At 74.8% G+C, this 17,403-nt stretch carries 7 protein-coding genes; 1 reads left to right on the forward strand and 6 read right to left on the reverse strand.

Translation table 11 applies throughout. The features are described from left to right. The first annotated feature begins 113 nt into the window (after positions 1–113). A complete protein-coding gene (locus ACK1X7_RS09570; RefSeq protein WP_385143298.1) occupies positions 114–902 on the forward strand; it encodes an SGNH/GDSL hydrolase family protein in 789 nt (262 codons plus the stop codon). A 103-nt stretch (positions 903–1,005) separates the two neighbouring features. On the opposite strand, the gene ACK1X7_RS09575 is transcribed toward ACK1X7_RS09570, so the two are convergent. The 6 genes from ACK1X7_RS09575 to ACK1X7_RS09600 are packed head-to-tail and all read right to left on the reverse strand — an operon-like array spanning position 1,006 to position 17,018. Beyond that, the gene (locus tag ACK1X7_RS09575) at positions 1,006–2,877 is read right to left on the reverse strand and encodes an ABC transporter ATP-binding protein (protein WP_385143295.1); all 1,872 of its coding nucleotides are present in this window, start codon (positions 2,875–2,877) and stop codon (positions 1,006–1,008) included. Positions 2,878–2,903: 26 nt separating this feature from the next. Beyond that, positions 2,904–4,094, reverse strand: a complete 1,191-nt coding sequence (locus tag ACK1X7_RS09580; RefSeq protein ID WP_385143292.1) for a glycosyltransferase — start codon at positions 4,092–4,094, stop codon at positions 2,904–2,906. Then, positions 4,091–4,912, reverse strand: coding sequence for an alpha/beta fold hydrolase (locus ACK1X7_RS09585; protein ID WP_385143289.1), 822 nt, complete (start codon positions 4,910–4,912; stop codon positions 4,091–4,093). Before ACK1X7_RS09585 ends, ACK1X7_RS09580 begins: the two co-directional genes overlap by 4 nt. Before the next feature lie 4 nt (positions 4,913–4,916). Further along, entirely contained in the window at positions 4,917–5,240 is a 324-nt protein-coding gene (locus ACK1X7_RS09590) for an acyl carrier protein (protein ID WP_385143286.1), read from the reverse strand. Continuing rightward, on the reverse strand, positions 5,230–9,879 hold the full coding sequence (locus ACK1X7_RS09595) for a beta-ketoacyl synthase N-terminal-like domain-containing protein (protein ID WP_413116861.1): 4,650 nt from the start codon (positions 9,877–9,879) through the stop codon (positions 5,230–5,232). Before ACK1X7_RS09595 ends, ACK1X7_RS09590 begins: the two co-directional genes overlap by 11 nt. Before the next feature lie 5 nt (positions 9,880–9,884). Continuing rightward, positions 9,885–17,018, reverse strand: coding sequence for an SDR family NAD(P)-dependent oxidoreductase (locus ACK1X7_RS09600; protein WP_413114949.1), 7,134 nt, complete (start codon positions 17,016–17,018; stop codon positions 9,885–9,887). Positions 17,019–17,403: the final 385 nt, after the last annotated feature.

Here is a 17,403-nt window from a genome sequence, read left to right on the forward strand (position 1 = left end):
GATTCCGAATCCTTGGAATGCTACTTCAGTGGAGTCAAACTTCCCCCACTCTCACGGGAGTTCGCATGCGCCCTATCCGCGCACGCAGACCACTGACGTCTCTTCTCACCGCGATGGCGGCGGTATGTCTCGCCGTCACCGCGGCCCCCGCCGCACAGGCTGTTCCGACCGGGGCGGAGGCGGCCGGAAAGTACATCGCGCTCGGCGACTCGTACGCCGTCGCGCCCGGCACCCGCACCTATGACGACCCGAATGACGCCTGCCGGCGCGGGCCGCTGTCCTACCCCCGGCTGTGGGCGGCGCAGCACACCTCGTACTCCTTCGTGGAGGCGTCCTGCTCCGGGGCGACCGCCGCGGAGGTCAAGAGCCGGCAGGTGCCCCAGCTCAGCGCGGACGCCACGCTGGTGACGGTGCAGGCCGGCGGGAACGACGTGGGCTTCGTCAGCGTTCTCCAGAACTGCATCCTCACCCTGGACGACAAGGACTGCGTCGCCGGGGTGGATGCCGCGAAGGCGGCGGCGACCGGTGTTCTGCCGGGCACGCTGTCCGGCACCTACGCGGCCATCAGGGGGGCCGCGCCGAGCGCCAAGGTGGTCGTGGTGGGGTATCCCCGGCTGTACAAGATCGGCGGCAACTGCGGCATCCTCGGGCTGAGCGACACCGAGCGCGGCGCGCTCAACTCGGCGGCCGACGTCCTCAACGGCGTCCTCGCGCAGCAGGCCGCGAACGCGGGCTTCACCTTCCTCGACCCGCGGCCGGCCTTCGACCCGCACACCATCTGCTCGGGGAACACCACCTGGGTGACGAGCCTGGAGTGGGACAAGCTGAACGAGTCCTACCACCCGAACCAGGCCGGGCACCGTGACGGCTATCTGCCCGCCCTGAACGCCATCACCGGCTGACGGCGGCAGAACCGACGAGACGGTGGCCGGACCCGACGGATCCGGCCACCGTTCGCATACGGCCCCGGGCCCCCTCGTCCCTCGAGGGGCCCGGGGCGCTCGTTCACAGCGCCAGACGCGCGTCCGGGCCCGGCGGCCGGTCGTCCACGGCGGGCACGAGCATCTGGGAGGCGGCGAGTTCACGGTAGAGGGCGTCGGCGCCGACCAGGTCGCCGTGGGAGCCCGCGGCGCGAATCCCGCCGTCCTCCAGGACGATGATCTGCTCCGCGTCGGTGACCGTGGACAGACGGTGGGCGATCAGGATGACGGTGCAGCGGCGCGCGGCCTGGTCCACCGCTTCCCGCAGGGCCTGTTCGTTGCTGGCGTCGAGCTGGGCGGTGGCCTCGTCGAGCAGCAGTACCTCGGGCCTGCGCAGCAGGGCACGCGCGATGGCCAGGCGCTGGCGCTCCCCGCCGGAGAGGGTGACGCCGCGGTTGCCGACCTCGGTGTCCAGGCCGTCGGGCAGCCTGGCGATCAGCGAGTCGAGCCGGGTCAGGCGCAGTACCTCGGCGATGTCCTCCTCGCCCGCGCCGGTCGCGGCGTAGCGGAGGTTGTCGCCGAGGGTGCCCGCCATGACCGGGGACTCCTGCTCGACGTAGGCGATGCGGCGGCGGACCTCGGCGCGGGACATCCGGGCGATGTCCTGGCCGCCGATCCGGATGGCGCCCGCCCGCGGTTCGTAGAAGCGCTGGAGCAGCGCGAACATCGTGGTCTTGCCGGCGCCGGAGAGGCCGACCAGGGCCGTACGGGTGGCGCCGGGCACGGTGAAGCTGATGCCGCGCAGGGCCGGGCCGCGCCCCGGGTAGGCGAAGTGGACGCCGTCGAACTCGACCGGTGGCGCCGGTGTCGACCGCCCGGTGTGCGGGGCCGGGGCCACCCGCTCGGTGAGGTCCACGTCGGCCACGTCGTCCACGTCGTCCTCGGCCGGCAGATGCCTGACCTGCTCGATACGGACGATGGCGCCGAGGCCCTGCTGGAGCATGCCGAGGCCGCCGAGGAGCGAGGCGATCGGGCTGGCCAGGTAGAAGACATAGAGCAGGAAGGCGATGAGCTGGGAGGCGTCGAGGTCCCCGGAGGCCACCAGGGCGCCGCCGACGCCGAGCACCGCCAGGAAGGCCGCCTGGATGGCGACACCGGAGAGGACCTGGACCAGGGCGACATACTTGGCGCCGGTCAGACCCGCCTGGTACGCCTCCTCGACGGCGGCCTCGGCGCGCGCGGTCTCCCGGGATTCGGCGCCGTTGGCCTTGACGGTGCGGGCGGCGCCGAGTGAGCGGTCCAGGGCGGCACCGATGGCGCCGACGGAGCTCTGGGCGCGGGCGACGGCCTCGCGGATGCGGGGCAGGATCAGTCCGAGGAGGGCACCGGTGCCGAGCAGGACCGCGAGGGTGACGCCGAGCAGGCCGAGGTGGACCGTGCCCATCAGGACGATGGCGCCGACGACGGTCAGCAGCCCATTGGTGATCATGACCAGGCCCTGGGTGGCGGCGTTCTGCACCAGGGCGCTGTCGGAGGTGACCCGGGCGACCAGATCGCCGGGTGGGCGGCGGTCCAGCTCGGGGATCTTCAGGCGGATGAGGCGGAAGACCAGGTCGCGGCGGATGGAGCGGACGACCTGCTCCGAGGTGCGCTGCTGCCACCAGGACTGGAGTCCGGTCAGGACGGCGCCCCCCACCACCAGGACGCCGAGCAGGACCAGCGCCCCGGTGACCGCCGTGTCATCGGCCAGGGCGTCCAGGACCGACCGCGCCACCAGCGGCTGGACGAGCCCGCAGCCGCTGGCGGCCAGGGCGAGCAGAAGCGAGCCGAGGAGGACGAACCGGTACGGGCGGGCCTGCTGGAGCAGGGCCCGCAGCGGACGGATGCCGGGGGCGGGCGGCTCGTCGGGCGCGGGGCTCGGCGCCTCCCGCGGAGGCATCGGGTGGGCTGTGGTCATGGGGTGCTCCGGGATGGGGGATGCGTTCAGCGGCCCGCGGCTGCCGCCGGGTGCGCCGTGACGAGCTGTTCGAGGTGGTCGGCCGCGGCCTGCCGGCCGCCCGCGACGCGCAACGACCTGCCGATGGCCGCCGCCGCGGTGCGGTGCCCGCCGGTGTCGTCCAGGACCGTGCGCAGCGCCTCGGCGAGCTTCGGGGCGTCCACCCGTCCGAAGCGCACCCGGATACCGGCGCCCGCCTCGGCCACCTGGCGTGCCACGATCGGCTGGTCGTCCCGGATCGGGGCGACCACCAGCGGCAGCCCGTGCCAGAGGGCCTCGCAGACGGTGTTGTGGCCGCCGTGGCTGACCACCGCCCTGGCCCGGCCGAGGAGTTCGAGCTGGGGGACGTAGGGGCGCACCAGGATGCCGGGCGGCGGGTCGGTGAGCTGGCCGCCGGGGTCCGCGACGACGCCCTGCACCCGCTCGGCGAGCAGGTCCAGCGCCCCGGCGGCCTCGTGGAGGAAGCGTGCTCCGGCGTCGGTGTTGGCGGTACCGAGCGAGACGAAGACCAGCTCGCGGGAGGGGTCGAGGGCGTCCCAGGGGAAGTCCGGGTCCCCGGGCCGGTCGGCGATGGCCGGGCCGACCAGGTGGACCCGCTCCCAGGGCAGGGCGGCCGCGTCGCCGAGGAGTTCCCGACCGGTGAAGGCGAGGACGCCGTACGGGGAGAAGCGCGGGTCGTGGGTGGCTGCCGGGTCGCCGATCGCCTCCCGCAGCGCGTCCAGCCGGCCGGTCAGCCAGGCGGCCACCTTGGGCAGATCGGCCAGCGGGTCGATGAGTTCGGCCGAGGTGCTGGCCGAGGTGAAGTACGGGACGCCGAGGCGTTCGCACACCAGGGCGCCGGCCACCGCGTGCTGGTCGGTGACGACCGCGTCCGGGCGGAAGGCGTGCACCGCGCTCGCCACGGCGGGCGCCATCGCCTCGGCGAGCGGGATGAAGAAGGCTTCCCAGAGGAAACGGAAGGCGGCCGGTCCGGTCAGGGTCGGCGGGCGGACCAGTTCACCGGCTTCGGGGAGGGCGCACTCGTGGACCACGGCGGTGGGTCCGGCCGCGTCACGGATGCGGTCGGCGTAGCCGCACCACTCGACCTCGTGGCCGCGAGCGGTCAGCTCGGCCGCCACCGCGACAAGCGGGTTGATATGCCCGGTCAGCGGCGGTGCGACCAGGAGGAAGCGGCTCATCCGGCCGCTCCGGCCCAGGCGCCCGACCGGCGCGCGTGGTGCTCGCGCACCCAGTCCAGGACCAGGTCGCGGGTGCGGCCGGGCTGTTCGACCAGGACCGAGTGGCCCTGGTCCGGGAGGACCACGGTGCGGCACTGGGCGACCTTGGCCTCCAGCTCCGGCACCTGGGCGCTGAGCCCGGAGTCGGCGCCGAAGACGGCGAGCAGCGGGCAGCGCAGCGCGGACAGGTCGTCGTCGATGAGCCGCCCGGCCGGGACGTCCTCGGCCAGCGTGGTGGTCTCCAGGATGCGCGCGGCCGTGCGGGAGAGCCGGGCGGTGTGCGCCCCGTAGCGCTCCTTGATCCACTCGATGGCCTGGTCGTGGACCAGGTCACGGCGGGCGTGCGCCAGGCCGTCCGCGATATGGGTGGCCCAGGCGGCCACCGGCGGCTCGGACTCGATCATGGTGAGGGTGGCGGTGCGGTCCGGGTGCCAGGCGGCGAACCCCGCGGCGACGGTGCCGCCGAAGGAGTTGCCGACCAGATGCACCGGACGGTGCTCGCCCAGGGCGTCCAGGAGCAGTGCCAGGTCCTCGACGAAGTGCTCCAGCCGGTAGCCGGTGCGCGGCCGGTCGGTGCGGCCGTGCCCGCGCAGGTCGTACATCACGGTGTCCATGCCCGCCGCGGACAGTGCCGGGCCGAGGGTGAAGTAGTAGCTGGCGAGCGAGTCCGTGAGCAGACCGTGCACCAGGACGACCACCGGGGGCTCGCCCTCGGCGGCCGCGCCCGCGCGCAGTTGCTGCACATGAGTGGTGATGTCGCCGGTGGGTGTCTTCGCCATCCGGTCAGCTCTCCTCGGTGGCGCGGAGCGAGGCGGTGACGTAGTCGGCGAGCTGGCCCACCGTCAGCGCGATGATCTCGTCGAGTTCCAGGTCCGCGATGAACAGGGCGAGGTTGACGCGCTCGCCGTACTGCTCGCGCAGCAGGCCGGCGAGGGTGACCAGGTCGATGCTCTCCAGCTCCAGATCGTCGTGGAACAGCGTCTCGCGGCTGATCTCGGCATCCTCCAGACCGGCGTCGGGCAGCTCGCGCAGCGTCGCGGCGATCTGTGCGAGGACGGTGTCCTCATCGGTGCTGAGGGCCGTGGGGGTGGCCGCCTCACTGGTCATGCTGGCTCTCCTGACTGACTGGCTCGGCGCCGCCCGTGGTCCAGGCGACGACATAGTTCCGTTCGGGCAGCCCCGCGGGGGCCGCCACCTGATCGCAGCGCACCTCCCAGGCGCGGCCCGCGTGTTCCACCCGCAGCAGGCCGGGACGGGCGGCGGTGACCCGGTACTCCTGAGGTCGTCCGCGCAGCCCCGTACCGCGCTCCTTCGCGACGGCTTCCTTCGCCGCCCAGAACCGGGTGAACCACAGGTCTTCGCTCTCGTCGCCCGCGGCGACGGTACGGGCGAGGAGCGCGCGCTCCTCGGGGCCGCAGGCCGCCGCGACGGCGGCGGCGGGCCGGGCGGTGACCTCTTCGAGGTCGATACCGCAGGGTCCGCGGCGGGCCAGGGCGACCGCCGCCTCGGCGCTGTGCGCGAGGGAGACCGTCAGGCCCGGACCGATGGCGCGGCCGTGCACACCGGTCACCACGGGCCGCCCGGCCGCGTCGTTGTGCAGGGCGATCTCGGCCGGGTAGATGTCGCCCGCGCCCTCCGCCCAGAGCAGCCTGCGGACCGCGTCCTTGGCGGCGATCCGGCCGAGCAGATGGCGGCGCTTACGGGTCGGGGGCTGGCCGGCGTAGCGGTCGCGTTCGGCGCCGCCGAGCACATTGCGCATGATCAGGTCGCGGGTGGCGAGATCGGGCCAGCGCTCATGGGCCAGGCTCCATCCCCCGGTGCGCTCCTCGGAGAGGGTGTTCCGGCCGGGGAAGCGGTCCATCAGCCGCATACCGGGGTCGGTGTCGAAGCGCCGGTCGGTCCAGCCCGTGCACTCGGCCCAGACGCGGCCCGCGTGGACGAGCTGCATATCGGCGGTGAGGGTGGTGGGGGTGACCTCTCGGATGCGGATATGGCAGTCCAGGGCCGTCCCGGCGGCCGGTTCGGGGCCGTGGAAGTCGATCCGGGCCATGCCGACCGGGAAGACCGTGGTGCGTTCGGTCAGCGTGGCCATGATCCAGTAGCCGAGGAGCTGGCCGACGTTGTCGAGGAGCGCGCCGGGTGGTCCGGGCGCGGTGAGGACGCCGCGCACATGCCGTTCGCCGATCGCGGTGAGTTCGGTGACGCCCTGGAAGGCGGGGCCGTGGAACATCCACCGCTCGGTGTAGAGCTGTTCGGCGGCCAGTTCGGGGACACGTTCGGCGGCCGGGTCCACCGGCCATACGGCGGGCGGGGTCGCGGGTCCCGGGGCGAACCGGACCTCGGCGCCCGCGAAGCCGGTGAGCCCGACCTCGATCCGGTCCGGGGCCGAGCGGCGCACCGCGACGGGCACGTCACGGGCGGGCATGGCCTCGATCCACTTCTGGAGCCGCACATTGTGCACGGCCACCACCCGCTGTCCGCTCCGGCTGGGCATCGCCTCCTCCGCGATCCGGACGAGGTGGTCGATGACGGTGGTCGCGGGCACGATCGGCCACCGGTCGGCCTCGTCGGGCCAGCCTGGCCGTTGCCGGAAGAAGCAGTGGTCGCGGAGGTACGGCATCCGGTCCACGTCGATCCGCAGGGCGGCGGGGACGGTCGCGAGGCCGTCGGCGCCGCTGGAGCCGTTCGGACCACCAGAGCCGTTCGGGCCGACCGCCCGCGGTGCGACGGCACCGGATCGCGGGGTCGGCGGCCGGTGCCGCGCCGGGACACGGGGGCCGCGGCGCTGCCCCAGCGCGTCGAGGAGTTCCGCGGCGACGGCGTTGGTGTCGGTGAGCAGCGCGGAGAACTCGGCGGCCACCGGGTGGTGTCCACCGGCGCGGCCGGGCCGGTCGAGCGCGTCGGCGTCGGCGTGGGCCTCGGTCCGGGCGGCCGGGACGGCCGGGCGCAAGGGCCGCGCGGTGCGGTCCGGTGTCGTGACGAGGAGACCGTGCCCGGCGGCGGGGAGGGAGACCAGGGCGCCGCCGAGGTCGAGCTTCATCCCCGCACGGCGTACCGGACGGATGCTCGAACTCGCCCGAGCCCGATCAGCAGGAGGGTTGAGCGGGGTGACGTCCGGGTCTGCGCCCTCGGTCCACAGCGCGGTCGCCACCCGGCGAAGCTGGGCGAGGCTGTCGCGGGAGGTGGAGTGCGCGGGAACCACCAGCCGATCGCGGCCCGCGAGGGTGTCGTCGATGAGGGAGCCGAGCTGGCCCGCGCCCAGGGTCAGAAAGGCCCGGAAGCCCGCCTCGTACATCCGCAGGACGAGTTCGCGGAACCGGACCGGTTCGAGCAGATGGCGTACGAACAGCTCGCGGACCGCCTCCGGTTCGGCCGGGAAGGGCGCGGCGACGGTGGCGGACCACAGGGCGGTGTGCGGCGGGTGCAGGGTGTACCGCTCGGCCGCCTCACGGATCGGGTCCAGGTAGGGGGCGAGCATCGGGGTGTGGAAGCCGGAGCGGAACGGCAGCACCTGCGCGATGACGCCCTGCGCGCGGAAGCCGTCCACCAGGTCGGCGACCGCCTCCTCCGGTCCGCAGATCATCGACTGGTTGGGGGCGTTGTCGTGGCTGAGAACCACGTCCTCGCGGCCGGCGAGCCGGTCCAGGACCCGGTCGGCGGCGGTGCCGAGGACGGCGAAGGCCAGGCCGGGCACCCGCAGCGCGTCCGGGTCGAAACCGGCCAGGAAGGCGTCCACCTCCCCGGCGGTGTGCACCCCGGCCGCCGCCATCGCGGTCCACTCCCCCACGCTGTGCCCGGCCACCGCGTCGGGCGCCACGTCCAGGCGGCGCAGCGCGGTGTCGAGCAGCCGGCCCAGTTGGAAGACGGCGGCGCCGTGCCGGCCCACGTCGCCGACCTCGGCCTCCTGGTCGTAGGACCAGTCCAGGCCGAGCCGGGCGGCGAGTTCGTCGACCTTCGGGGTGAACTCGGCTTCCAGGCCCGGGAAGACGAAGGCGGTGCGCCCACCGGCCGGGCCGAGCACCGGGCGCGGGGTGAACCACACATCGCCCCGCCCGCGCCAGGGCTCGCCCTTGCCGACCGCCCGGCGCGCCGTCTTCAGGCGGCGTGCCGTGGGGTCGACGATGCCGAGCCGCACCGGTCCCGCGGCGGGCGAGCCCGTCTCGGGCAGGCTCGCGGCGAGCACCGCGCCGTCCTCGGCGTCGAGCAGGGCGGCCAGTTCCCCGGGGGTCCGGGCGGCCAGCCGCAGCACGCGCTCCGGCTCACCGACGGTCACCCGGGGGCGGCGGCCGCGGACCGCGGCGGGCTGTTCGAGTATCACGTGCGCGTTGATGCCGCCGAAGCCGAAGGCGTTGACCGCGGCCCGGCGCGGGGCGCCGCCCGCGACCTCGTCCCAGGGGCGGGCGGTGGCGAGGGGGGTGAACCGGGTCGCTTCGAGGGCCGGGTTGGGGTCGTCGCAGTGCAGGGTGGGCGGCAGCGTCTCGTGGTGCAGGGCGAGCGCCGCCTTGATCAGACCGGCCACGCCGGCGGCCGGCATGGTGTGCCCGATCTGCGACTTCACCGAGCCGATGACGGCGCGCCCGGCGGTCGCGGGGCCGAACACCTCGGCCACCGTGCGGAGTTCGGCCCCGTCGCCTGCGGCCGTCGCGGTGCCGTGCGCCTCGAGGAGCTGGAGCGCGTCGGCGGCGCGCGGGTCGAGCCCGGCGGCCTCCCACGCCTGGCGGACGGCACGGATCTGACCGCCCGGGTCGGGGTTGAACAGGCTCGCGGAGCGGCCGTCACTGGCCACTCCGGTGCCGCGGATCACCGCGTAGACCCGGTCCCCGTCGCGCCGCGCGTCCGCCAGCCGCTTGAGGACGACCACGCCGGTGCCCTCGCCGATCAGGACGCCGTCCGCGTCCCGGTGCAGCGGGCGGCTGCGCTGGCTCGGGGACAGCGCGCCGAGCTGGGTGAAGACGCTCCACAGGGTGAGGTCGTGGCAGTGGTGCACCCCGCCCGCGAGCATCACGTCGCACCGCCGGGAGGTGAGTTCGCGTACCGCGTGGTCCACGGCGACCAGCGAGGAGGCGCAGGCGGCGTCCACGGTGTAGGCGGGTCCGCGCAGATCGAGCCGGTTGGCGACGCGGGAGGCGACCAGATTGGGCACCAGGCCGATCGCGGACTCCGGCTCCTCGGGTCCGAGCCGTTCGCAGAACCCGGCGCGCACCGACTCCAGTTGGGCCTCGTCGAGTTGCGGAGCCAGCTCGCGCAGGGTGTGCACGAGCTGGTTGGCGGTACGGACCCGCTGGTCCAGCCGGACCAGGCCCGGCGTGAGGTACCCGCCGCGGCCGAGTACGATCCCGGCGCGTTCGCGGCGGGCGGGCAGCACGGACTCGCCGCCCGCGTCCTGGAGCGAGCGGTACGCCACGTCGAGCGCGATGAGCTGGTCCGGGTCGGTGGCGGGCACCGACTTCGGCATGATCCCGAAGCGTGTCGGGTCGAACTCGGCGCCGCTGTCGACGAATCCGCCGCGACGGCAGTAGAAGCGGTCACTGCGTCGCCCGGCGGCCGGGTCGCTGGCCGCCGCCGGGTCGTAGAAGAGCGGGTCCCAGCGGTCGGCGGGCACCTCGGTGATCGCGTCCACGCCGGCTGCGATGTTGTGCCAGTAGGCGGCCAGATCGGGGGCACCGGGGAGGAAGACCTCCATGCCGACGACGGCGACCGGCTCACCCTGCGTCTCGGGCCCGCCGAGGGGTTCGGGGGTGGGCATCGTGGTCACCAGCCGGAGGCGGTGTAGACGACGGTGTGCTCGTCCGGGGCGCCATAGGCGAGTTCGCGCAACAGGCTGAGCGGGCCTTCCTCCAGGTCGATCAGTTTGATGCCGCGGGCCGCGTAGGAGCGCATCAGCTCCGGGCCGACCATGCCGCCGCCGGTCTCGGAGGCGGCCCAGGGGCCCCAGTGCACGGTCAGACCGCGCCGCTCGGCACCGGACCAGCGGCGGCCCAGCTCCTCCAGGGCGTCGTTGGCGCCGGCGTAGTCGCTCTGGCCGCGGTTGCCGAGGGCGGCGGCGATGGAGCCGAAGAGGACGGCGAAGCGAGGGCTCACCGGCAGCCGGTCCACCGCGTCCAGGACGGTGGCGGCGCCGTCGGCCTTGGTGGTGAAGACCCGGGCGAAGGATTCCGGGGTCTTCTCGGCGATCAGCTTGTCCTCGATGAGCCCGGCGGCGTAGACCAGTCCGTCGAGCCGTCCGTACTGGGCGTACACCTCCTTGACCGCGGCGCCGACGGCCTCCGTGTCCATCACGTCCACCCGCTGGTACTCGACCTCGGCGCCCAGCTCTCGCAGGGCGGCCAGGGTGGCGCGTACCTCGCGCTCGGCGAGGATCGCCGAGACCCGGCGTTCGGTATCGGCGGGCGTGGTGGTGAGCTTCGCGGCCAGCAGGGCGCCGCGCAGCGCGGCACGGTCGGTGGCGCCGGCCGTGGCCGGGTCCTCGGCGGCCGCGGGTTCCGGGGTGCGGCCGAAGAGGACCAGGCGGCAGCGGGCCGCGGCGGCGAGGGTGCGGGCGAAGCGGGCGGTGATGCCCCGGGCGCCGCCGACCAGGAGGACCACCGACTCACGGTCGAGCCCGACGGCCTCGGCCTCGGCGGCGCCGTCGCCCGCCGGTCCGGCGCCGCTGGTGGCGATCGAGCCGAGCGGGGTGAGCGCCAGGCGCGGGGCGCGGCGCCCGCCGCCCTGGTCCAGCAGCACCACCGGCTCGGGCTCGGGGGCGGCGAGTTCGGCGAACAGGGCGCGGGCGGCCTCGGCGGCGCTCGCCCCGTCGGGGACCTCGGCCAGCGTGGCGTGGGTATCGGGGTACTCGCGGGCCACCGTGCGGAAGAAGCCGCGCAGCCCGCTGGGCGCCCCGGCGCCCCGCCGGTCGGCGGCGAGCAGGCGACGCGGCCCGGCGGCGAGGACCCGCTGGTAGAGGGCGAAGGCTTCGGGCAGTACGGGTCCTTCGGCGTCCAGCGGCGTCAGGTGCACCACCGTCTCCTCGCCCGCGGCGGGCGGTTCGCCGTCGGGGACCAGCTCGGTCTCGACGCCCGCCTCGGCCAGCAGCGCGGACAGCTCGATGGCGGTCTCGCCGCCGCCGAGGAGCTGTACCCGGCGGCCGGGCTTCGGGCGGGCGGTGACCGGTTCGAGGACGTGTTCGGCGAACAGCAGCCGCTGCGGGGCGATGATCTCCGGGCGTGGTCCGTCGACGGCGGGAGCGGGAGTGGCGGCGGGGGCCTCGGCGGGCGCCGGAGCGGAGCCGAGGGCCGCCTCCAGGAGTGCGCCGAGCGCGGCGACCGTACGGGCGCCGCTGAGCGCTTCGAGGTCCGCCCGGGCGGCGTCCAGGGCGAGCCGGGCGCCGAGTTCGCCGACGATCTCGGTGCGCTTGATGGAGTCGATGCTGAGATCGGCCTCCAGATCGAGATCCGGCTCCAGCATGTCCACCGGATAGCCGGTGAGCCCCGCGACCACCTCGAGAACGGTGTCCAGGACCGGCACATCACGGGCCGGGGCGCCTGCCACGGCGGGGGCGGGCGCGGCGGGGGCGGGCGCGGCGGACGGGACGGCGGCGGGGGTGCCGAGCCGGGCGGCCAGGAGCGAGGCCATGCCCTCGGCGGTACGGACGCCGCTCAGCTCCTCCAGTCGCTCGCCGCCCTCGGCGGTGACGCCCAGCCGGGCGGCCAGTTCACCGGCGATCTCGGCCCGCTTGATGGAGTCGATGCTGAGATCGGCCTCCAGATCGAGATCCGGCTCCAGCATGTCCACCGGATAGCCGGTAAGTCCCGCGACCACCTCGAGAACGGTGTCCAGGACCGAGACACCCGGCGCGGCGGCGGGCGCGGGGACGGGCGCCGGGGCGATGGCCGACGAGGTGGCGACGGCCGGGACTATGGGTGCCGCGGGTATCGCCTGCGCGGCCGGCCGCGTCGTCGTCCCGGGCGGAAGTTCGGGTGCTCCCAGGTAGGAGAGCAGGACGTCGCGCTGGGCGGAGACCATCTCCCGGCTGCTGCGGAGGAACTCCGCGATCAGCGCTTCGGGGCCGGCGGCCGGCGCGGGGAGGTGACGCGGGTCGGACACGGTGAACTCCGTCACGGGTCGGGCGGGGAGCAGGGCGTGCGGCGGGAAGGCGCCGTCGGCGCGGCGCAGCAGATGGCCGTCGACGGTGAACCCGGCCCGCCGGACGGCCTTGGCGGTGGCGGGATCGACGGTGTCGCGGCCGGTGAACAGCGGCCGGGTGCGCAACTGAGTGCCGCTGACGGCGAGTTGGGCGAGCGCGGTCAGGAAGGCGGGCAGTCCGCCGTCGCGGCCGTCCTCCAGCGGTACGGTGCGGTGCGGGCGGTCCCCGAGCACGTCCGCCACCAGGCGGCTGAGCACCCGGCCGGGCCCGGCCTCGACGAAGACCCGGGCGCCCGCCTCGTACATCGCCTCGATCTGTTCGGCGAAGCGGACCGGGGAGCCGAGCTGGGCGGCCAGTTCCGCGCGGATGCCCTCGGCATCGTCGGGGTAGCGGGCCGCGGTGCGGTTGGCCCAGACCGGGAAGGCCGGGGCCGGCAGCTCCAGTCCCGCGAGGTGGCCGCCGAAGTCCGCACCGGCGCCGTCGAGCAGCGGGCTGTGGAAGGCGCAGGCCACGCTCAGCGGCTTGGCGCTGTATCCGGCGTCCTTCAGCCCCGCGACGGCGGCGGCGACCGCCTCGCTGGGGCCCGAGATGACCGTCTGGGCGGGCGAGTTGTGGTTGGCGGCCACCACGTCACCGGCCAGGTCCGCGAGGCGCAGCACCTCTTCGACCCGGTCGGCGGAGGTGCCGACCGCGGCCATGGCTCCCGCGTCGCCCTCCGGGACCCGGCCGAGGATGGCCTCGGCGCGGGCGGCGCTTGCGGCGAGCAGTTCGTCGGCGGTGAACACTCCGGCGGCGGCGAGCGCGGCGAGTTCGCCGTAGCTGTGGCCGCCGGCCATCGCGGGGCGCACCCCGAGCGAGCCGAGCAGTTCGGTGGCGGCGAGCGCGGTGATGCCGAGGGCGGGCTGGGCCACGGCCGTGTCGGTGATCCGGGCCTTGGCGCGGGCCGCGGTCTCGGCGTCGAGCGCGGCCGGCGGGAAGAGCGCGTCGGCCCAGCGGGCACCGAGGTGCAGATGGCGGTGGAGGCCGGGGAAGGCCGCGAAGAGCGGCGCGAACATCCCGGGGCGCTGGCTGCCCTGGCCCGGGAAGAGCAGCGCGAGCTGTCCCTCCGCGACCTCCCGCGGCACGGCGCGGGCGAGGTGGATGCCGTCGGCGGGGGCGTGGTCGCCCTCGGCGGCCCGGCGCAGCAGCTCCGGCAGTTCGGCCGCCGAGCGGGCGACCACCGCGATCTGTACGGGTTCGCCGCGCACGGCGGCCTGGTCGCTGCGGTGGGCGGCGTGGCGCGCGAGGTCGCGCAGCCGGGCGTGGCCGCCGTCCTGGTCGATCAGGGCGAGCAGGGCGCGGACCGCCTTGACGGCGGCCTGCTCCTGGTGGCCGCGGAAGGTGAACAGCTCGGCCGGCCAGGCGTCCAGGGCGTGTGCGGCGGGCGCCTGGTCGTGGGCGCGCAGGACGACGTGGAAGTTGGTGCCGCCGAAGCCGAAGGCGCTGACGCCCGCGATCCGGTCGGCCGGTTCGACGGCCCAGGGGGCGGTGGAGGTGTGGAAGGCGAAGGGGCTGGTGTCCGCCTGCCAGGCCGGGTTGGGGTTGCCCAGGTGCAGGGTGGGCGGCTTGACGCCGTGGTAGAGCGCGAGGGTGGTTTTGATCAGTCCGGCCAGTCCGGCGGCGCACTTGGTGTGCCCGATCTGCGACTTGACCGAGCCGATGGCGCAGGAGCCGGGCTCGGCCCCGTATTCCCGGAACACCTCGGTGAGGGTGGCGAGTTCGGTGCGGTCGCCGACGACGGTGCCGGTGCCGTGTGCCTCGATCAGGCCGACCTCGGCCGGGGAGATCCGGGCGTTGGCGTAGGCGCGGGTCAGGGCGGCGCGCTGGCCTTCGGGGCGGGGCGCGGTCAGGCCGAGGCCACGGCCGTCGCTGGCGCTGCCGACGCCGTCGATCACCGCGTAGATCCGGTCGCCGTCGCGTTCGGCGTCGGCCAGGCGCTTGAGGGCCACGCAGGCGACGCCCTCGCCGAGGGCGATGCCGTCCGCGCTCGCGTCGAAGGTGGCCGAGCGGCCGGAGGGCGACAGCGCGTGCACCGAGGAGAAGAGCAGATAGTCGTTGATGCCGTTGTGCAGGTCGGCGCCGCCGCACAGCACCAGGTCGCTGGTGCCGGTGACGAGTTCCTTGCAGGCGGCGTCGACGGCGGTGAGCGAGGAGGCACAGGCCGCGTCCACGGTGTAGTTGGCGCCGCCGAGGTCGAGCCGGTTGGCGATGCGCCCCGCGATGACGTTGGCGAGCATGCCGGGGAACGAGTCCTCGGTCAGCTTGGGCAGTTGCTCCTCCAGTCCGGGCGGCAGCGTGCCGACGTAGGCGGGCAGCACGGTGCGCAGGGTGGAGGCGTTGGCCAGGTCGCTGCCCGCCTCGGCGCCGAAGATCACCGAGGTGCGGCGGTGGTCGGCCTCCGGCCCCTCGTAGCCGGCGTCGGCCAGTGCGCGCCGGGCGGCCTCCAGGGCGAGGAGCTGTACGGGTTCGATGCTGGGCAGGGAGGCGGGCGGGATGCCGTAGCTCAGCGGGTCGAACGGGATCCGGGGCAGGAAGCCGCCCCAGCGGGAGGGGGTGCGTTCGCCGTCGCCGTCCGGCGCGTAGTACAGCTCGGGGTCCCAGCGTTCGGCGGGCACCTCGGTGACGCTGTCGGTGCCGGACATCACATTGGCCCAGAACTCGCCCAGGTCGCGGGCGCCGGGGAACATCGCGGCCATGCCGACCACGGCGACGCGCAGCGGCGCGGGCGCCTCCTCGGCGGCCGGGGCGGGGGCCGTGGCGGCGCGCTCGGCGAGCCAGGCGGCGGCGCCCTCGGTCACCTCCCGGTGCAGCGCCGCGACGGTGGTGACCTCGGCGCGCAGCACGCTGACCTCGCCGGCCATGAACATGCCCTCGGCGCCCTGGCGTTCCTCGTCCACCGCGCGCAGTTCGTCCCCGACCCGCTCGACGCCCTTGGAGGCGATGCGCAGCCGTCCGACGTTGAACCGCTCCAGGCGCTCCCAGATCTCGCGGTCCGGCACGCCCTGGGCGATGAGTTCGTCCCGCAGCTCGGCGAAGTCGCGGGTGACCTCGCTGGCCGCGCACCGGGTGGCGTGGCCCGGAGCGGTCTCCAGCAGGTCGGTGCGGTCGGCGGCGAGGACCCGCCGCTGGAAGAGCGGCCGGATGGCGCCGGCGCCGACCGCCTCGGCGGTGACCAGGTAGGCGGTGCCCATCAGCACGCCGAAGGCGGCGCCCGCCTCGGTCAGCGGGGCGGCGACGGTGGCGGCCATGGCGGCCGACCGGGCGTCGTGGATGCCGCCGGCGAAGAGCACGGTCAGCTCCGTGGCCGCCGCGGGGCCCTGTTCGGCGAGGAACTCGCGCAGCACCTCGGTCTGCGCCTCCCACAGCGGGAAGCTGTTGCGGGGCCCGATGTGACCGCCGCATTCGGCGCCCTCGAAGATGAACTTGCGGGCGCCCGCCGCGAGGAACTGCCGCAGCAGCCCCGGCGAGGGCACATGCAGAAAGGCCGAGATGCCCTCCGCCTCCAGTGCGGCGGCCTGTGCGGGACGGCCGCCCGCGATGACGGCGTGCGTGGGCTTCAGCTCCCGGACGACGGCGAGCTGGGCCTCCTTTACCCGCTCGTCGGCGAAGCCGAGGATGCCCACACCCCAGGAGGCGCCCTCGGGCAGCGAGTCCCGGGTGCGCTCCAGCATGGCCCGGGTGCGCGCGGCGTCGGCGAGGGCGAGGGCGAGGAAGGGCAGGGCGCCGTCGGCCGCCACGGCGGCGGCGAACGCGGGCTCGTCGCTGACCCGGGTCATCGGGCCCTGGGCGACGGGCAGTCGGGTGCCGAGAGCGCGGGCCCCGGCGGAGCCCTCGGCCAGCGCGGCGGCGGCCCGCTCGTCGACGGCGGCCCGGCCGATCGCGTCGCGGACCCTTCGGACCGCCTCGGCGACGGTGGCGGACCTGGCCGCGAAGGAAGCGGCGAGGTAGCCGTCCTGACCGACCGGCAGGAGGCGCCGCAGCGGATCGGTGGCGGCGAAGGCGCGTTCGGCGGCGGCGCTGTCGGCGGGCGGCTCGGGGGCCTGCGGCCCGCGGCGGCGCAGAAAGCGCACCCCGTCGACGAGGACGCTCTCGGAACCGTCCAGCGAGCCAAGTGCCTCGACGGTCTCGGCGTCCGGTTCGGCCTCGTCGAGCAGCGCGAGCTGGACGTCGAGCACCACGCCCGCCGCTCCACCGGCGACCGCGGCGGCGGCCGTACGCGGGCCGATGCCGCCCCACGCCCAGACCGGCACGGCGATCCCCGGGTCGGCGAGAACCCCTTGCAGCAGGACGAACGTGCTCAGCTCACCCGCCCGGCCGCCGCACTCGCTCCCGCGCAGCAGCAGCCCGGCGGCGCCCGCCCGAACGGCGTCGGTGGCCCCGGCGAGGCTGGTGACCTCGACGAGCACACGGCGCCCGGGGAAGTCGGCGGCGGTCCGTGCGGGGTCGGCGAGCAGCACGGTCGTGGCGTCCTCGGGAAGGTCCGCGACGCCGAGCGGGCAGCCGGGACGGACCCGGACCCCGAAGGGACGGCCGCCGGACCAGCGGGCGGTGCGACGCAGAACCTCGATGGCATCGCGGCGGCGCTCGGACAGTTCGAGCACGCCGAGGGCGCCTGCCCGGCCGGCCGCGGCGGTGAGGCGGGGCGAGGGGCGATGCAGCGGGTTGACCGCGAGGACGGCGTCTGCCGGTGCCTCTGACGGCGCAGGGGTGGCGGGCGTCCGCATGAGGGTCTCCTGTGGGGGAGGGATGATCGATAGTCAACTGGGGGTCATGACAAGCGGTCAACTCGTCACTGAGAGTGACAACCCACCTCTCGCCATGCAGACCATCCCCTTTGGAATACCGAAAACTACGCACGCCGGATGCCACCCCGAGACATCCACTGAAACACCGCACGACGCGGGAGTGCCCGCGATATGAATGCGTCATGTGGCAGAAACACGGGCGTCGCAATAACCTCACTGAAATGTGCGGCAGATCACGCGATTCTTCAGCCCAACACCCGCCCGCTACCGGGGGTTACAACTCTCCGTAGCGAACGCACAGCGAGCCCACTCCCACGGCGCCGACTTCTGAGGCAGCCTTCCAAGGCAGCGGAATACAAACACC

This window comes from Streptomyces sp. CY-1, assembly GCF_047218265.1.
GTDB lineage: Bacteria > Actinomycetota > Actinomycetes > Streptomycetales > Streptomycetaceae > Streptomyces > Streptomyces niphimycinicus.